General features: G+C 67.3%; 14 protein-coding genes and 2 tRNA genes. 14 read left to right on the top strand and 2 right to left on the bottom strand.

Annotated elements, in window-relative coordinates; all coding sequences use genetic code 11:
• The first annotated feature begins 12 nt into the window (after positions 1-12).
• From ccmC to AC3WTC_RS07295, 9 genes are all read left to right on the top strand, one after another.
• A complete protein-coding gene (ccmC, locus tag AC3WTC_RS07335; RefSeq protein WP_492711228.1) occupies positions 13-774 on the top strand; it encodes a heme ABC transporter permease CcmC in 762 nt (253 codons plus the stop codon).
• Positions 774-959, top strand: coding sequence for a heme exporter protein CcmD (gene ccmD, locus AC3WTC_RS07330; RefSeq protein ID WP_025876476.1), 186 nt, complete (start codon positions 774-776; stop codon positions 957-959). Before ccmC ends, ccmD begins: the two co-directional genes overlap by 1 nt.
• The gene (ccmE, locus tag AC3WTC_RS07325; RefSeq protein ID WP_025876474.1) at positions 956-1417 is read left to right on the top strand and encodes a cytochrome c maturation protein CcmE; all 462 of its coding nucleotides are present in this window, start codon (positions 956-958) and stop codon (positions 1415-1417) included. Before ccmD ends, ccmE begins: the two co-directional genes overlap by 4 nt.
• Positions 1418-3337 carry a heme lyase CcmF/NrfE family subunit gene (locus AC3WTC_RS07320; protein WP_248149209.1) on the top strand — a complete coding sequence of 640 codons (1920 nt, stop codon included), beginning with the start codon at positions 1418-1420 and terminating at the stop codon, positions 3335-3337.
• Between the two features lie 9 nt (positions 3338-3346).
• Entirely contained in the window at positions 3347-3964 is a 618-nt protein-coding gene (locus AC3WTC_RS07315) for a DsbE family thiol:disulfide interchange protein (RefSeq protein ID WP_025876469.1), read from the top strand.
• Between the two features lie 4 nt (positions 3965-3968).
• A complete protein-coding gene (locus AC3WTC_RS07310) occupies positions 3969-4427 on the top strand; it encodes a cytochrome c-type biogenesis protein (RefSeq protein ID WP_428701884.1) in 459 nt (152 codons plus the stop codon).
• A complete protein-coding gene (locus AC3WTC_RS07305) occupies positions 4421-5410 on the top strand; it encodes a tetratricopeptide repeat protein (RefSeq protein WP_025876465.1) in 990 nt (329 codons plus the stop codon). The genes AC3WTC_RS07310 and AC3WTC_RS07305 overlap by 7 nt, the downstream gene beginning before the upstream one ends.
• A 153-nt stretch (positions 5411-5563) precedes the next feature.
• On the top strand, positions 5564-6676 hold the full coding sequence (gene metX, locus AC3WTC_RS07300) for a homoserine O-acetyltransferase MetX (protein WP_492711227.1): 1113 nt from the start codon (positions 5564-5566) through the stop codon (positions 6674-6676).
• Positions 6676-7020 (top strand): DUF1294 domain-containing protein, encoded by a 345-nt coding sequence (locus tag AC3WTC_RS07295; protein WP_059064663.1) that lies wholly within the window; start codon positions 6676-6678, stop codon positions 7018-7020. Before metX ends, AC3WTC_RS07295 begins: the two co-directional genes overlap by 1 nt.
• Positions 7021-7070: 50 nt before the next feature.
• Here AC3WTC_RS07295 and cydC read toward each other — a convergent pair whose 3' ends face one another.
• Together cydC and cydD are read right to left on the bottom strand one after the other, a co-directional pair.
• Positions 7071-8750, bottom strand: coding sequence for a thiol reductant ABC exporter subunit CydC (gene cydC / locus AC3WTC_RS07290; protein WP_080148407.1), 1680 nt, complete (start codon positions 8748-8750; stop codon positions 7071-7073).
• Positions 8747-10492 carry a thiol reductant ABC exporter subunit CydD gene (gene cydD / locus AC3WTC_RS07285; protein WP_080148406.1) on the bottom strand — a complete coding sequence of 582 codons (1746 nt, stop codon included), beginning with the start codon at positions 10490-10492 and terminating at the stop codon, positions 8747-8749. The genes cydC and cydD overlap by 4 nt, the downstream gene beginning before the upstream one ends.
• 228 nt (positions 10493-10720) lie before the next feature.
• On the opposite strand from cydD, the gene AC3WTC_RS07280 reads away from it, so the two are divergent.
• From AC3WTC_RS07280 to AC3WTC_RS07260, 5 genes are all read left to right on the top strand, one after another.
• The gene (locus AC3WTC_RS07280) at positions 10721-12304 is read left to right on the top strand and encodes a cytochrome ubiquinol oxidase subunit I (protein ID WP_032978752.1); all 1584 of its coding nucleotides are present in this window, start codon (positions 10721-10723) and stop codon (positions 12302-12304) included.
• Between the two features lie 15 nt (positions 12305-12319).
• Positions 12320-13474: a cytochrome d ubiquinol oxidase subunit II gene (gene cydB / locus AC3WTC_RS07275; protein ID WP_025876453.1), complete on the top strand. Its 1155-nt coding sequence runs from the start codon at positions 12320-12322 to the stop codon at positions 13472-13474.
• A gap of 54 nt (positions 13475-13528) precedes the next feature.
• On the top strand, positions 13529-13642 hold the full coding sequence (cydX, locus tag AC3WTC_RS07270) for a cytochrome bd-I oxidase subunit CydX (protein WP_025876452.1): 114 nt from the start codon (positions 13529-13531) through the stop codon (positions 13640-13642).
• 56 nt (positions 13643-13698) lie between these two features.
• Positions 13699-13775 (top strand) — tRNA-Pro (locus AC3WTC_RS07265).
• Positions 13776-13913: 138 nt separating this feature from the next.
• Positions 13914-13986: transfer RNA gene (locus AC3WTC_RS07260), tRNA-Pro, on the top strand.

Raw genomic sequence — 13986 nt, 5'->3', positions numbered from 1 at the left:
TAGCCGCCACGCATGAATCCGATCGTCCGCTGGTTCCATCAACTCGGTTCGCCCCCGACCTTCGATCGTTTCGCCGCACGCTGGTCCCGCGTGTTCTACGCTGCGGCGGTTCCGGTGCTGCTGATCGGCCTGTGGCAGGGCCTGTTCGTGGCACCGCCGGAACAGAACCAGCACGACGCCTTCCGCATCATCTACATCCATGTACCCAGCGCCTGGATGAGCCTGTTCGTGTTCGCGCTGATGGCCGCCTACGCCGCCATCGCGCTGATCTGGCGCATCAAGATCTGCGAGATCCTGGCGATGGCCTGTGCGCCGATGGGCGCCGGCTTCACCCTGATCACCCTGCTGACCGGCAGCATCTGGGGCAAGGGCACCTGGGGCACCTGGTGGGACTGGGACCCGCGCATGACCAGCGAGCTGATCCTGCTGTTCCTGTACCTGGGCGTGATCGGCCTGTACCACGCCATCGAAGACCGCCGCAGCGCCGCACGCGCGGCCGGCCTGCTGGCCATCGTCGGCGTGGGCCTGCTGCCGATCATCCGCTATTCGGTGGACTGGTGGGGCGCGCTGCACCAGCGCCAGTCGATCAACGTGTTCGGCGAGAACGCCGTGCGGCCGGAGCTGATCGCCCCGCTGTGGTGGATGGTGGTCGCCACCAAACTGTGGTTCGTCGGCTCGCTGCTGGCCAAGGCGCGCGCCGACAACATCGCGCGCGAGGCCGGCAAGGCCTGGATCGGCGAGCGCTTCGGCACCGCGGATGGGGAGGCACGGTGATGACCCACCTGCCCTACCTCATCGCCGCCTTCGCGGTGTTCCTGCTGGTGCTGGCCTGCGATGCGCTGGGCTCGTGGCTGCGCCTGCGCAGCGCCCGACAGCTGGCGCAACGCCGCCAGCAGCGGCTGCAGGCGCGTGGCAACGCGTCGGCACCGGCGCCGCTTGCCACCGAGCTCAGCCGATGACGCCGGTACAGCGACGCCGCATGATCTGGGTGCTCCTGCTGTTGCTGGCCTCCGGGCTGGCCACCACGCTGGTGGCCTTCGCCCTGCAGCGCAACATCGCCTACCTGTACACGCCTTCGGAAGTGCTGCGCGGGGACGTGGATGCGCAGTCCCGCTTCCGCCTGGGTGGCATGGTGGTGAAGGGGTCCTTCGATCGACCCAGCGGCTCGCTGCAGGCCCACTTCGTGGTCACCGACGGCGATGCAACGCTCCCGGTCAGTACCGACCGCATCCTGCCGGACATGTTCCGCGAGGGGACCGCCGTGGTCGCCAGCGGTCGCCTGCAGGACGGTACCTTCGTCGCCGACGAGGTGCTGGCCAAGCACGATGAGAACTACGTGCCCAAGGAAGTGGCCGACAAGATGGGCGATGCGCATCGCAAGCACGATGTGCCGGTCACGGCGCCCGAGGCGCGCTGAGTGCTTCCCGAATTCGGTCAGATCCTCCTGCTGTGTGCGCTGCTGGCCTCGCTGCTGCAGGCGGTGCTGCCGCTGGTGGGCGCGCAGCGCGGCAATGACGCATGGATGGCCGTTGCCCGCCCGGCGGCCTTTGCCCAGCTGGCGCTGCTGGCCGGCGCCTTCGCCGTACTGACGGCGGCCTTCGTGCAACAGGATTTCTCGGTGCGCTACGTCGCCGAGAATTCCAATTCGCTGCTGCCGTTGATCTACCGCTATTCGGCGGTGTGGGGGGCGCACGAAGGCTCGCTGCTGATGTGGGCGCTGGTGCTGGCGCTGTGGACCGGTGCAGTGGCGCTGTTTTCGCGCCACCTGCCGGCACCGGTACAGGCGCGCGTGCTGGCGGTGATGGGCGTGGTCAGCGTCGGCTTCCTCGCCTTCCTGATCTTCACCTCCAATCCGTTCCTGCGCTTGAACCCGGTGCCACTGGAAGGCCGTGACCTCAACCCGTTGCTGCAGGATCCGGGGCTGATCATCCATCCGCCGATGCTGTACCTGGGCTACGTCGGCTTCGCGGTGCCGTTCGCCTTCGCCGTGGCGGCACTGCTGGAAGGCCGTGTCGATGCACGCTGGCAACGCTGGACGCGACCCTGGACCAATGTCGCTTGGGGCTTCCTCACGCTGGGCATCGCACTGGGCAGCTGGTGGGCGTACTACGAGCTGGGCTGGGGCGGCTGGTGGTTCTGGGACCCGGTCGAAAACGCCAGCTTCATGCCCTGGCTGGTCGGCGCGGCGCTGATCCATTCGCAGGCGGTGACCGAAAAGCGCGGCACCTTCGGCAGCTGGACGCTGCTGCTGGCCATCGCGGCGTTCGCGCTGTCGCTGCTGGGCACCTTCCTGGTCCGCTCCGGCGTGCTGACCAGCGTGCATTCGTTCGCGGCCGATCCCTCGCGTGGGCTGTTCATCCTGATCTTCCTGTCGGTGCTGGTGGGGGGCAGCCTGCTGCTGTATGCGCTGCGTGCGCCGCGGCTGGCCGTGGATGCCGGTGATCCGCGCCGTGGCTTCACCGCGACCTCGCGGGAAACCCTGCTGCTGGCCAACAACCTGCTGCTGGCCAGCGCCTGCGCGATGGTCCTGCTGGGCACCCTCTACCCACTGCTGGCCGATGCGCTGTCGCTGGGCAAGATCTCGGTGGGCCCACCGTACTTCGGCAGCCTGTTCCTGCTGCTGATGGCACCGATGGTGATGCTGCTGCCGTTCGGTCCGCTGGTGAAGTGGCAGCGCGACCAACCCTCGCGCGCACTGGCATTGCTGTTGCCATGGGCGGGGCTGGCTGTGCTGCTTGGCGCCTGGGCCTGGTGGCAGGCGCCGCAGAATGGCTGGAAGGCCGGCATCGGCGTTGCGGCTGCGGCCTGGGTTGGGCTGGGCACCGCCCGGTTCGTCTGGCAGCGCCTGCGTGGCAATGGCCGCTTCACTGCCGAAATGCTTGGCATGATCGTCGCCCATGCCGGTGTCGCGGTGTTCCTGGCCGGCGCGCTGCTGGTGGAAGCGTTGAACGTGCAGCGCGAAGTGGCGCTGTCGCCGGGCCAGCAGGTGGTGGTCGCCGGGCACGAAGTGCGCTTCGAGGGCGTGGACCACCGCGAAGGCCCCAATTTCATCGCTGATCGCGGCCATCTGCGGGTGCTGCGCGATGGTCGCGAGCTGGCCCTGCTGCATCCAGAGAAGCGCCAGTACGCCAGCGGCGGCCAGGTGATGACCGAAGCGGGCATCGATGCACGACTCAGCGGTGATGTCTACGTGGCATTGGGCGAGCCGCTGGGCAACAATGCATGGGCGGTACGGGTGCACATCAAGCCCTTCGTGCGCTGGATCTGGCTGGGCGCGCTGTTGATGGCCCTGGGCGGATTCATCACCGCTGCCGATCGCCGCTTTCGTCGTCCGTAGGAGTTCCCCATGTCCGAGTCACCCGCCCCACGCCCTTCCCGCCCGCTGCCGCCGGTAGCCATCGTGATCGGCGTCCTGTTCTTCTTCGGCCTGCTTGGCCTGATGATCTACGGGGTGATGAAATCGGGCGATCCGCAGCGCGACGTGCTGCCCTCGGCATTGATCGACAAGCCGGCGCCGGCGTTCGCGCTGCCGGTGCTGCATGACCCGCAGATGATCGTGCGCAGCGAGGAGCTGCGTGGCGCGCCGTACCTGCTCAACGTCTGGGGCAGCTGGTGCGCGGCCTGCCGTGAAGAACATCCGGTGCTGACCCGCTTCGCCGAGAGCAAGCGCGTACGCGTGATCGGCTACAACTGGAAGGATGAACCGACCGACGCGCTGCACTGGCTGGAACAGCTGGGCAACCCGTTCATGGTCGTGTTGAGCGACATCGAAGGCCGCACCGCCATCGACTGGGGTGTGACGGCAGCACCGGAGACCTTCCTGGTCGACGGCAGTGGCATCGTGCGCTGGAAGTACAGCGGCGCGATGACCCAGCAGGTGGTCGATGAGAAGTTGATTCCGGCGCTGGAAAAGCTTGAAAAGGCCCAGGGCGATGCTGGCAATACCCTGCACGCCTCGCCGTAAGCGCATGCGCTGGCTGCTGCCGCTGCTGCTGGCGATGACCCTGGCGCTGCCAAACTCCGGCCTCGCCCAACAACCGGTGCATGATGCGCGGCCGCTGATGTTCCGCGATGCAGCCGAGGAGACGCGCTTCCACGACCTGGCTGCGCAGTTGCGCTGCGTGCAGTGCCAGAACCAGTCACTGGCCGATTCCAACGCGCAGATCGCGCAGGACCTGCGGCGCGAAGTGCTGCAGTTGATGCAGCAGGGCCTCGACGATGCGGCCATCAAGCAGTTCCTGGTCGCCCGCTATGGCGAGTTCGTGCTCTATCAACCGCCACTGCAACCGGGCACCTGGCTGCTGTGGGGCGGCCCGCTGCTGGTACTGGGTGGCGGCGCGCTGGTGGTGATGGGCATCGTCCGTCGCCGTAGTCGGCAGATGAATGCATCCGCTGCAGCGGACCCAACCGAGGGAGAGGACTGGTGACGCACTGGTTGCCGATGGTCGCCGCAGTGGCCGCTGCGCTGTTGGCGGCCGTGGTGCTGTGGCCGCTGCGCCAGCATGGCCGTCGCAGCTTCGTGCTGGGGGTGGTGGCACTGGGCGTGGCCGGTGCCTGCCTGTACCTGCTGGTCGGCAATCCCCGCGCCGCACAGGTGCAGCCTGCGCCTTCGGTCGCCACGTTGCGTGACGGTGTAGAGGCGCTGCAGCAGGCGCTGCAGCGTGACCCGCAACGTGCGGATGGCTGGGCGCTGCTGGGTCGTTCGCAGGCCGAGCTTGGCAATGCCGCCGCCGCGGCCGACGCCTTCAACCGCGCCGCAGCACTGGCACCCGACGAACCGGGCGTGCTGGTCGAGGCCGCGCAGGCACGCGCCCAGGCCGATCCTGGCAAGCAGTTCGATGACACCGCCCTGGCATGGTTGCAGCGCGCACGTACCTTGTCGCCCGACGCCGAACGCGCAAGCTGGCTGCTTGGCATTGCCCTGCGCCAGCGGGGCCGCAATGCCGAGGCCGCCGAACTCTGGAGCACGCTGCTGCCACGCCTGGAGCCGGGTGCCGCGCAGGCGCTGCAGGCACAGATCGCCATCGCCCGCGAGGCGGCCGGCCAGCCATCGCACGCACCGGCAGCTGCTCCCGCGCTGCTGCAGGTACGGGTGCAGCTGCCCGCATCATTGAAAGCGGGTGACTGGCCGGCCAGCACCCAGGTCTTCGTGCTGGCACGCGCTGTGGGCGGCCCGCCGATGCCGGTGGCTGCACGCAAGCTGCCCCTGGCCGGCTTCCCTGCAACGGTCGGCCTCGGCGACGGCGACAGCCCGATGCCTACCGCACCGTTGTCGGCACATCGCGAAGTGGAAGTACTGGCGCGTATTTCGCGCAGCGGCAGCGCCAACCGCAGCGAAGACGACCTGCAGACCACGCCGGTCAAGGTCAGCCTGCCGCATGACGGTGTGGTTGAGCTGCAGTTCCCGTAACGTACACGCGCCGCTGCGCTCGCCGGGCATGGCCCGGCGTTATCCACGCGCACCACCGGTAGCGCCGGGCCATGCCCGGCGGATTCACGCTCAGCCCGTTGACGGAAACCAGCGTGTCGCCAGCTGCACACGCCGCCCCGCTAGAATGCCCACATGACCGAATTCATTCCGCCTGGCACCCGCTTCCATGCCCTGCCCTCGCCGTTCCCATGCAAACGCGGCGGCGCGCTGCATGGCGCCCGTGTGGCGTATGAGACCTGGGGTGCGCTGGACGCAGACGCCAGCAACGCGATCCTGATCGTCACCGGCCTGTCGCCGGATGCGCATGCCGCAGCCAACGAAGCCAACCCTGCGCCAGGCTGGTGGGAGGCCATGCTCGGCCCCGGCAAACCGATCGATACCGACCGCTGGTTCGTGGTCTGCGTGAACTCGCTGGGCAGCTGCAAGGGCTCCACCGGCCCGGCCTCGATCAATCCGGCCAACGGCGAGCTGTATCGCCTGGATTTCCCGGAACTGTCCATCGAAGACGGCGCACGCGCGGCGATCGACGTGGTGCGCGCACTGGGCATCGGACAACTCGCCTGCGTGATCGGCAATTCGATGGGCGGGATGACGGCGCTGGCGGTGTTGCTGCTGCACCCGGGCATCGCCCGCAGCCATATCAACATTTCCGGCAGCGCGCAGGCCCTGCCGTTCTCGATCGCCATCCGTTCGCTGCAGCGCGAAGCGATCCGCTTGGACCCGCGCTGGAACGGTGGCCACTACGACAATGAGGCATACCCGGAATCAGGCATGCGCATGGCACGCAAGCTGGGCGTGATCACCTACCGCTCGGCACTGGAATGGGATGGCCGCTTCGGTCGCGTGCGGCTGGATTCAGACCAGACCGACGATGATCCATTCGGCCTGGAATTCCAGGTCGAGAGCTATCTGGAAGGCCATGCACGCCGGTTCGTGCGCTTCTTCGACCCCAACTGCTATCTGTACCTGAGCCGCTCGATGGACTGGTTCGATCTGGCCGAGTATGGCGATGGCGATGTGCTGGCCGGACTGGCCAGCATCCGCGTCGGCAAGGCACTGGCGATCGGCGCCAACACCGACATCCTGTTCCCTGTACAGCAGCAGCAACAGGTCGCCGATGGCCTGCGCGCTGGTGGCGCGGACGCGCGTTTCATCGGCCTGGAATCGCCCCAGGGTCATGACGCGTTCCTGGTCGACTTCGAACGTTTCGGCCCGGCCGTGCGCGGCTTCCTCGACGAACTGTAGTGGCGTGGCGGCGCAATTTCGCACTGGCCGCGTTCGGTGCGTTGATCGGCTTGACCGCAACCGGCGTGTTTCCGCTCTGGCTGGGCGCATGGTGCGTGCTGGCCAGTGCGGTGTCGTTCGGCCTGTATGGGCACGACAAGCGCGCCGCGCAGCGAAAACAGCAGAGGACGCCCGAACGCACGCTGCAGCTGCTGGCCTTTGCCGGCGGCTGGCCCGGCGCGCTGCTCGGCCAGGCGCTGTTCCGCCATAAACATCGCAAGGCGCCGTTCCAGTGGGTGTTCTGGTTATGCGTGCTGGCCAACGTGGCCTCGATCGCGGTGATGCTGCGCGCGTTTTCGCGGTAGCTGCCCTGTAGATCCACGCCACGCGTGGATATGCCGACCAAGGTCGGCATCTACCGAAGCGGTTCGCGGACCAGCACCCCGTCCACCAACCGGTACTGCACATCCACCACACCCGCGGGCAGGTCATCGTGGGTGATCATCAGCAGGCTGCGCCCTTCCAGCAGTGCTGGCAGGTCCTGCAGCAGCGCGCGCGCGGTATCCACGTCCAGGCCTTCGGTGGGCTCATCCACCAGCAGGATCGGCGCATTGCGCAGCAGCGCGCGGGCCAGCGCCAGGCGACGCGCCTGGCCGGCCGACATCGTTGCGCCGTTCTCGCCCACCCACGCCTGCAGGCCGCCGTTGCGCTCGGCCCATTCACCCAGCCGTACCCGTTGCAGCACCGCCCACAACGCTTTGTCGCTGGCCTCGGGATCGCCCAGCCGCAGGTTCGCGGCCACGCTGCCGGCAAACACCGGCGCGTTCTGCGGCAGCCACGCCAGGTGCCGGTGCCAGTCGGCCTGGACGACATCGCGCAGGTCCTGGCCACCGTAGGTCAGCCGCCCCTGCTGCGGATCCCACAGCCGCAGCAGCAGGCTCGACAAGGTGGTCTTGCCGCTGCCGCTGTCGCCACGGATGGCGATGCGCTCGCCCGGTGCCAGCGTCAGCTGCAGGCCACGCAGCACCGGCCGTGCGGCGCCCGGCCACTGGAAGTGCACATCGTCCCAATGCACGGTCGCCGCCGGCGCCAGCGGCTGCGGCGACACCGGCTCCTGCACCGAAGGTGCCTGCTCGACGATGCCCTGCAGGCGCGCGGCCGCAATGCGGCCCGATTGCAGCGACTGCCAGGCCAGGCCCATGCCCGCCCACAGTTCGATCATCGCAACGGTCAGGAACACCAGCCCGGCGGCCATTTCCGGCGCGATGCGCTGTTGTTCGGCCGCATGCAGCGCCAGTGCCAGCATCGCCACCAGGCCGAGCCCGGCCAGCACACCATGCAGCGTTGATGCAGCGATCAGCCGCAGGCGTCGACGACGATCGCGCGAGGCCACCTGCTTGGCCGCCACCCGCACCTTCAACTGCCAGGCATTGCCAGCGTTGAGCGCGGCCAGATCAGCCGCCCCTTCCAGCCCCTCGAATGCCGCCGTGCGCAACGCTGCGCGATGTGCGGCGCGGTCGGCCTCTTCGCTGTCATGGCCCCTCACGCCCAGCCACGGCACGCCGATGCCGATCAGCAACGCCAGTACCGCCAGCAGCACCGCTGCCGATGGCAGGATCAACGCTGCCGAGCCCACGCCCACCAACGTCAACGCGCCCAGCGCCAGCAACGGGCCGATGGCACGCACCAGCAGGCCATCGATTTCGCCGATGTCACCCAGCAGCCGCGCCAGCAGATCGCCGGTGCGGGTTGCACCCAGCCGTGCCGGGGCCAGTGGCAGCGCGCGGCGGAAGAACCATACGCGCAGGTCGCGGGCGATGCGCAGGGTGGCATCATGCCCCACCAGCTTTTCGAAGTAGCGCGATGCGATGCGCGCCATGGTCAGGCCGCGGATGCCGGCCGACGGAGTGAAGAAATTGAAGCCCTGGCCAAGGCCCGCTGCACCGGCCAGCGCTGCAGCAGTGAGGAAGCCACCAGACAGGCCCAGCAGGGCGGTGCCGGCCAGCATCGTGGTCCACAGCAGCAGCACTGCCAGCAGCAGGCGCGGGCGATGCCGCAGGAATACCGTGCGCAGCGAATCGGCAGACCGGCTCATGCGCGTACCGCCTGCGCCGGCTCAACCAGGCGCCCTTCGGGCAACAGCAGGCAGCGGTCGGCCCAGGCGATCACCGCCGGGCTGTGGGTGGCCACCACCACGCTGCGTCCGCGCGCATAGGCGGCCAGGCTGCGCAGCAGCGCTGCTTCGGTTTCGGCATCGAGAAACGCGGTTGGCTCGTCCAGCAGCAGCACCTGCGGATCGCGCAGCAGCAGGCGCGCCAGGCCGATGCGACGTGCTTCGCCACCAGACAGGCCAAAGCCGCGCTCGCCGATCAGCGTATCCAGCCCCTGCGGCAGGCGCTGTGCGAACTGCAGCACCTGGGCGGCTTCGGCAACGGCGCGCAGGCGCGCGTCGCTGGCACCGGGATCGGCCAGGCGCAGGTTCTCGGCGATGGTGCCGTGGAACAGATAGGGACGCTGGCTGGCATAGGCCACCTGCAGCCCCGGCCGCAACTGCACCCGGCCAGCACGCGGCGGCAGCCAACCGGCCAGCGCTTCCAGCAACGTGCTCTTGCCGCTGCCACTGGGGCCGACCAGGGCCAGACGCTGGCCCGGTTCCAGCTGCAGGTCCAGGTTCTGCAGCACATCGTGCGCAGCGCCCAACGGACGCAATACCAGACCGTGCGCCTGCAGTGGCGGCAGGGCGGCCTCGGCAGGCTCTGGCGCCAACGGCACAGTGCCGTCGATTGTGCTGGCCTCCTCTTCCGGCAGCGCCTGCAGCAGGCGCTCCACCTCGGCGGCGGCGGCCAGTGCATTGGCGCGGTCGTGATAGTGCGCGGCCAGGCGCCGCAACGGTGCGTAGAACTCCGGTGCCAGCAGCAGGCAGAACAGGCCCGCCCCCAGCGTCGGCACGGTCGCATGCAGCGACATCAGGCCCAGATAGCTCAGGCCCAGATACAAGGCGACCATCGCCACGCTGACCGAGGCAAAGAATTCCAGCACGGTGGACGACAGGAAGGCGATGCGCAGCACCTTCATCGTGCGCACGCGCACACCTTCGGCCGCGGCCTCGATGCCGGCCAGTTCGGCTTCCCCACGGCCATACAGGCGCAGCAGGCCCAGGCCCTTGATGCGATCGGCGAAGTGCCCGCTCATCCGCGCCAGCTCGCCCAGCTGCGCGCGCCCGGCGGCTTCGGCGCCCCAGCCCACCAGCATCATGAAAAAAGGCACCAGCGGTGCAGTGAACAGCAGGATCAGTGCAACCACCCAATCGACCCAGGCCACAGCAGCCAGGATCAACAACGGCACCACCACCACTTCGGTGCGCACCGGCAGGAAACCACTGTAGTAGTTCTCGATCGCATCGCCGTGATGCAGCATCAACTCGCCCAGTTCACCGGTACGGCGCTGCCGCAGCCACAATGGGCCGTGCCCGAGCAGACGCGCGAAGACACGCTCGCGCAGGGACAGGCGTGCGGCATCGGCAACGTCACCGGCCGCGGCCTGGGTGGCACTGCCCAGCAGGGTGCGCACGACAAGGATCACCGCCAACGCGGCCAGCACCGGCAGGCCCTGGGCCAGCGGCACGCGCTCGACCAGCACCTGCTGCACCAGCCAGGCGATGGCGGCAGCTTGAGCGATCAACAGCGCACCAGACACGCTGATGCACAGCGACGCCAGCCGCTGCCGCCCCTTCGCGGCACGGGCCAGATCGGCCAGCCAGGCGGTACGCACACGCCGCAGGCGGGTCGATTCTTCATCCCGATCAGGGGCGTCAGCGGTCGGTTCGGCAGCGCTCAAGGCTCTTCACAGGCAGCAGGGGGATGGACGGCATTGTAGGCGCAGGCAACAGCCTTCCCCTGCGGCCGGCGGTCGCAGTCTTCATCGGGTTGGCATACGATCCTCCTGAATACCTGTTCATACATTGATCTGGATCAAGGCTGTTTGAAGTAGTCGGTCACATCATTCACCCCGTAGACCACCCTTCCCGCCACCTGCAACGGCACTATCCAACGAGGTAGCCAGGCCATGATTGATCAGACAGTCGTAGAACTGTCGCGGCTGCAATTCGCTCTGACCGCGATGTACCACTTCCTATTCGTACCGCTCACGCTTGGCCTGTCCTTCATGGTGGCCATCATGGAAAGCGTGTACGTCATGACCCGCAAGCAGGTCTGGCGGCAGATGACCCTGTTCTGGGGCACCCTGTTCGGCATCAACTTCGCCATCGGCGTGGCCACCGGCCTGGTGATGGAGTTCCAGTTCGGCATGAACTGGTCGTACTACAGCCACTACGTGGGTGACATCTTCGGTGCGCCGCTGGCCATCGAAGGCCTGATGGCGTTCTTCCTGGAAGCGACCTTCATCGGCCTGTTCTTCTTCGGCTGGAAGCGCCTGAGCCCGGTCAAGCACCTCACCGTGACCTGGCTGATGGCGCTGGGCACCAACCTGTCGGCGGTGTGGATCCTGATCGCCAACGGCTGGATGCAGAACCCGACCGGTGCGGTGTTCAACCCGGAAACCATGCGCATGGAAGTGGTCGACTTCGCCGCGGTGCTGCTGAACCCGGTGGCGCAGGCCAAGTTCGTGCACACCGTCAGTGCCGGTTACGTGACCGGTGCGATCTTCGTGATGTCCATCAGCGCCCTGTACCTGCTGCGCAACAAGCACAGGGACATGGCCCGCCGTTCGTTCGCGGTCGCCGCGGCCTTCGGCCTGCTGTCCTCGCTGTCGGTGGTGGTGCTGGGTGACGAGAGCGGCTATGCCGCCAGCGAGCACCAGAAGATGAAGCTGGCGGCGATCGAAGCGATGTGGGAGACCGAGCGTGCGCCGGCCGACTTCACCGCCTTCGGCATTCCCAACCAGGACACCCACACCAACGACTACGCGATCAAGATCCCATACCTGATGGGCCTGATCGCCACCCGTTCGCTGGATCAGCCGATTCCGGGCATCCTGGAGCTGGTGGAGCGTGCGGAGCACCGCATCCGCGGTGGCCAGATCGCCTATGGCGCACTGGAACGGGTGAAGAAGGACAAGACCGATCTTGCAGCGCGTGAAATGTTCGATCGCCATTGGCAGGACCTCGGCCATGGCCTGCTGCTGAAGCGTTACCGCGAGGACATCCTCAACGCGACGCCGGAGGAAATCTCCAAGGCCGCGATGGATACCGTACCGCGCGTGGCGCCGCTGTTCTGGACCTTCCGTATCATGGCCGGGCTGGGCTTCTACCTGATCGCCTTCTTCGCGCTGGCCTTCTACTTCTCGTGCCGCAACAACTTCCAGGACAAGCGCTGGTTCCTGAAGCTGGCCGTGTGGAGCCTGCCGGCGCCGTGGATCGCGATCGAATGCGGTTGGTTCGTGGCCGAGTACGGCCGCCAGCCGTGGGCGGTGGATGGCGTGCTGCCCACTTTCTACGCGGCATCGGGCCTGGCACTGCATGAAATCCTGACCACGCTGGCGGTGTTCACCAGCCTGTACACGGTGCTGCTGATCATCGAAATCAAGCTGATGCTGAAGGCGGTCCGCAAGGGCCCGGACGACATCCTGCCGACGCTGCAGGCCGACATCCGCCCTGTTTCCCCCAATGCCGTTGCCCCCGGCCAGGCCTGAGGCAGGAGAATCCAGATGGAATTCATTGCACTTGATTACACCACGCTCCGCGTGATCTGGTGGCTGCTGCTCGGCATCCTGCTGGTCGGCTGGGCCGTCATGGATGGTTTCGACCTCGGCGTCGGCACGCTGCTGCCGTTCGTGGCAAAGACCGATGAAGAACGCCGGCTGGTGATCAACACCGTCGGCCCGGTCTGGGAAGGCAACCAGGTCTGGTTGGTGCTGGGTGGCGGCGCGATCTTCGCCGCATGGCCGCCGCTGTATGCGGTCAGCTTCTCCGGCTTCTACCTGGCGGTGTTCGCGATGCTGTTCGGGCTGATCCTGCGCCCGGTCGGCTTCAAGTACCGCAGCAAGCTGCCTTCCAAGCGCTGGCGCGACAACTGGGACCGCGTGCTGTTCGTCGGTGGCCTGCTGCCGGGCCTGATTGCCGGCGTCGCCGTGGGCAACGTACTGCTGGGTGTGCCGTTCCACTTCGATGACACCCTGCGCGTGACCTACACCGGTTCGTTCTTCGGCCTGCTCACACCGTTCGCGCTCATCGCCGGCCTCATCAGCGTGGCCATGCTGGTGTCGCACGGTGCGGCCATGCTGGTGCTGAAGACCGACGGCCCGGTGGCCGAACGTGCGGCGCGCTATGGCAGCATCGCCGCCATCATCAGCTTCGTGCTGTTCGCCGCTGCCGGCGCTTGGGTGGCCTTCGGCCTGCCGGGCTACCAGATCACTTCGCAGGTGGTGACCGACGGGCCGACCAATCCGCTGCTGAAGACCGCCGAACTGGGGTCCGCCGCAGGTGGCTGGCTGCGCAACTACAGCAGCATGCCGGCAACGCTGGTGTTCCCGGTGCTGGGCCTGCTGGGTGCGCTTGCCAGCGCGGTGCTGCTTCGCGCGCGTCGTGGCGGCCTGGCCTTCATCGCCTCGGGCGCGTCCATTGCCGGCATCATCCTCACCGTCGGCTTTGCGATCTTCCCGTTCCTGCTGCCGTCCTCCAGCCAGCCCACCTCCAGCCTGACCGTCTGGGACAGTTCGTCCAGCCACCTCACGCTGTGGGTCATGCTGCTGGCCACGGCCATCTTCCTGCCGATCATCCTCGCCTACACCACCTGGGTGTACCGCGTGCTGAAGGGCAAGACGACGGTCGAGGACATGGACGACAACCCCAACGCGTACTGATTGCCCGTGTGCCGGCCCAGGGTCGGCACACCCCTCGCACACAGGAGATTGACCATGTGGTATTTCGCTTGGATTCTCGGCGCCGGCCTGGCTTCGGTCGTGGCCATCCTCAACGGGATGTGGTTCGAAGCGCGCGAAAGCGCCCGCGCCGACAAGGAAGTGCGTTGAAACTGTAAAAAAGGGTTGCCGATACGGCCTTCACACCGTATTCTTGGCGGCTCCTTCGGGGTGTAGCTCAGTCTGGTAGAGCGCTACGTTCGGGACGTAGAGGTCGCAGGTTCGAATCCTGTCTCCCCGACCACTTCGGTGGTCGCATTGAAGCCTGGTGAAGTCTTCCAGGCTTTTTTGTTCCCGCAGGAGTCGCTGCCACGGCAGCGAAGCAGAACGGTCTTCCCCCTTGCCGCCATCGGGGGAAATGGCTAGAATAGGCGGCTCCCTTCGGGGTGTAGCTCAGTCTGGTAGAGCGCTACGTTCGGGACGTAGAGGTCGCAGGTTCGAATCCTGTCTCCCCG

This window comes from Stenotrophomonas sp. FW305-C-20-S1 (assembly GCF_058783335.1).
The sequence above is the reverse complement of the archived record's forward strand: the minus strand, read 5'-3'. Positions and strand labels throughout refer to the sequence as shown.

What these genes read in the sequence shown, in the direction of transcription:
- ccmD (WP_025876476.1), top strand. Translation starts at nt 774, where the DNA reads ATGACCCACCTGCCCTACCTCATCGCCGCCTTCGCGGTGTTCCTGCTG.
- AC3WTC_RS07315 (WP_025876469.1), top strand. Translation starts at nt 3,347, where the DNA reads ATGTCCGAGTCACCCGCCCCACGCCCTTCCCGCCCGCTGCCGCCGGTA.
- metX (WP_492711227.1), top strand. Translation starts at nt 5,564, where the DNA reads ATGACCGAATTCATTCCGCCTGGCACCCGCTTCCATGCCCTGCCCTCG.
- ccmE (WP_025876474.1), top strand. Translation starts at nt 956, where the DNA reads ATGACGCCGGTACAGCGACGCCGCATGATCTGGGTGCTCCTGCTGTTG.
- AC3WTC_RS07310 (WP_428701884.1), top strand. Translation starts at nt 3,969, where the DNA reads ATGCGCTGGCTGCTGCCGCTGCTGCTGGCGATGACCCTGGCGCTGCCA.
- ccmC (WP_492711228.1), top strand. Translation starts at nt 13, where the DNA reads ATGAATCCGATCGTCCGCTGGTTCCATCAACTCGGTTCGCCCCCGACC.
- cydC (WP_080148407.1), bottom strand. Translation starts at nt 8,750, where the DNA reads ATGAGCCGGTCTGCCGATTCGCTGCGCACGGTATTCCTGCGGCATCGC.
- cydX (WP_025876452.1), top strand. Translation starts at nt 13,529, where the DNA reads ATGTGGTATTTCGCTTGGATTCTCGGCGCCGGCCTGGCTTCGGTCGTG.
- AC3WTC_RS07280 (WP_032978752.1), top strand. Translation starts at nt 10,721, where the DNA reads ATGATTGATCAGACAGTCGTAGAACTGTCGCGGCTGCAATTCGCTCTG.
- cydB (WP_025876453.1), top strand. Translation starts at nt 12,320, where the DNA reads ATGGAATTCATTGCACTTGATTACACCACGCTCCGCGTGATCTGGTGG.